Genomic DNA, 2,269 nt, shown 5'->3' with positions numbered 1-2,269 from the left:
GGGCAGGGGCTCGTCTCTCCTGCCCGGCGCCGGGGTGAGGCCGCCGGACCGGCGTCCGTGGGGGGGAAAAACGCCGGGCCGGCGGACGGCCGCGCCGATCGGCGGTCGCCCGGCGAGCCGGCTCACCGGGTGACCGCTCCGCCGTCAGCGGGCCTTGGCGGTGGACTCCTTCTGGAAGGCGCTCAGACCGTACGACCAGATCTGGTTGACCCGGCTGCGCTCGGCGGCGTTGGGGTAGGCGTTGGTGCAGGACGGGCCGGGGCCGCCGCCGGACATCAACTCACTGCACGGCCCGGAGTAGTTGTCCCGCAGACCCAGCACATGGCCGGTCTCGTGCGAGGTGACGCGGGTGGAGTTGTAGACCTGGTTCTGCCGGTAGTCCAGGAAGATGTAGCCGTTGCCGCGTCCGTCGGTGCTGGCGTAGGAGCCGCGTGAGTCGTTGCCCTCGTAGTACCGGAAGTCGGCGTTACTGCCCGAGACCAGGCGGACGTTGCTGACCGAGGAGTTCCAGATCTGGGCGCTGCGGGATATCTCGGTGGCGAACGAGGGCGCCCGGCTGGCGTCGTAGACGACCGTGACGGCCTGCGCGCCCGTGGTCCCCTGCTTGGACAGCGCGGACTCCATCACGGCCTCGAAGAAGGCCCTGGTGTTGGCCTGGTCGGCGGCGGAGCCGGAGTACGCGGCGATCGAGGCGGGGAGCCGGTCGGCGGGGGCGGGGGCCGCGGTGGCCGGCACCGCGGTCAGGCTCAGGGCCGTGCCCAGGCCGAGCGCCGCGGCCAGGGCCGCTCTGGAGGACTTCATGTGGGGGTCTCCTTCTCGTCGGTGAACCCGGAGGCGGAACCTGAGGGGGCCGGGTCCGGCGGAGGAACTTCGGTCAGTCAGGATTGTGTTCGACTCCCGCGCAGCCGGGGATGATGCCAACCGGCGATAGCGCCGGGCTATCGCCCGTGATCGCACCGTTTCATCCCCCGGCCGGACAGGGCGTGCCGGGGATCACCGGGAACGGCCGGGGAAGGCCAAGTCGTGTGCCCGGAACGCCGGGCATGCCGTTTCAGCGGCGTTCGGACATCTGGTGCCGCTCGTTGGGGCGTCGTTATCCTCCAGGTGTGGAGCTCGACGTGAGGCATCTGCGTGTGCTGTGCGCCATCGCCGACGCCGGCAGCGTCCGCAAGGCGGCACTGCGCCTGGGCATGAGCCAGCCCTCCCTGACCACACAGCTGCGCCGTATCGAGAACGCCGTCGGCGGCCGGCTGTTCACCCGGGAGCGGACGGGTAGCCGTCCCACCGCCCTGGGGCGGTCCGTGCTCTGCCGCGCGCGTCCGATCGTCGCCGACATGGCGGCCCTGGTGAGCGAGGCGAGGAGCGCGGCGGCGCTGGACGGAGGGGCGGGGCTGCGGATCGGCAGCACGGCCAGCCGCGCCGTGGCCGGATGGGTGCGCAGACTCCGGGTCCGCTACCCCGGCGCGGAGACCGGGCTCCACATCGACGTCTCGGCCAACTCGCTGCTCCAGACGGTCGCCGACGGGCAGGTGGACGTGGCGTTCGTCCACGAGCCGGAGGGCTTCCCGCTGCGCTTCCCGCCAGGGGTGGAACAGCACGTCCTGGTCGCCAGGGAACCGCAGTTCATCGCTCTGCCCGAGACGCACCCCCAGGCCGGCCGCCGGGTGGTGGAGATGGCCGATCTCGCCGACGACCAGTGGATCGTCGACTTCACGGCGGACGGGGAGTGGGCCGCCACACGCCGTGCCTTCGCGACCGCCGGACTGGACCCGCGTATGGTCCATGTGCCCGACAACACCACCGCCGCGGCGCTGATCGCCGGGGGCGAGGCGGTGAGCGTGTGCCAGCCCGTCTCGCAGCAGCGCCAGGGAATGGTCATCCGCCCGCTGCGCGACGACCCGCTGGCGGTACGGCTGTTACTCGCCTGCCGGTCGGACAGCCCGCCGGCGGCGGAGATCGGCGGCCTGCGTGCCGACCTCATGGCCGCCTACGCCGAGGTCGCCTGGGCCAGCCCCGCCTACCGCTGGTGGCTGCTGCGTCACGGCGGCGCGCTGCTCCCTCCGCCGGAGGGAGACCTCGCGCCGTCCGCCGCAGAGCGTTCCGGCATACCGGATCCCGGCCGCGCGGGCGGTCACGCGGACGCCGCGACCACGGCGGACGCACTGCCGGACGGACCGCCGGAACATGTCCTGGCCGCGGCGCCCGGACCGCTTTGCGCCCCGCGGCGGCCGCCCGCTCCGCGCACCGCCGCTCCGCGCGTGCCCTGGGC

General features: G+C 73.4%; 2 protein-coding genes. One reads left to right on the top strand and one right to left on the bottom strand.

Annotated elements, in window-relative coordinates; genetic code table 11:
• Window positions 1-144: 144 nt before the first annotated feature.
• Window positions 145-801 carry a snapalysin gene (snpA, locus tag AC2CJA_RS26240; RefSeq protein ID WP_484605150.1) on the bottom strand — a complete coding sequence of 219 codons (657 nt, stop codon included), beginning with the start codon at window positions 799-801 and terminating at the stop codon, window positions 145-147.
• 305 nt (window positions 802-1,106) lie between these two features.
• On the opposite strand from snpA, the gene AC2CJA_RS26235 reads away from it, so the two are divergent.
• Window positions 1,107-2,269 (top strand): LysR family transcriptional regulator (locus tag AC2CJA_RS26235; protein WP_484605149.1); only part of this gene is annotated, 1,163 nt, incomplete at its 3' end.

The sequence above is a fragment of the Streptomyces sp. ATLC9 genome (assembly GCF_057196705.1).
This window is presented reverse-complemented; position numbering and strand designations above follow the sequence as displayed.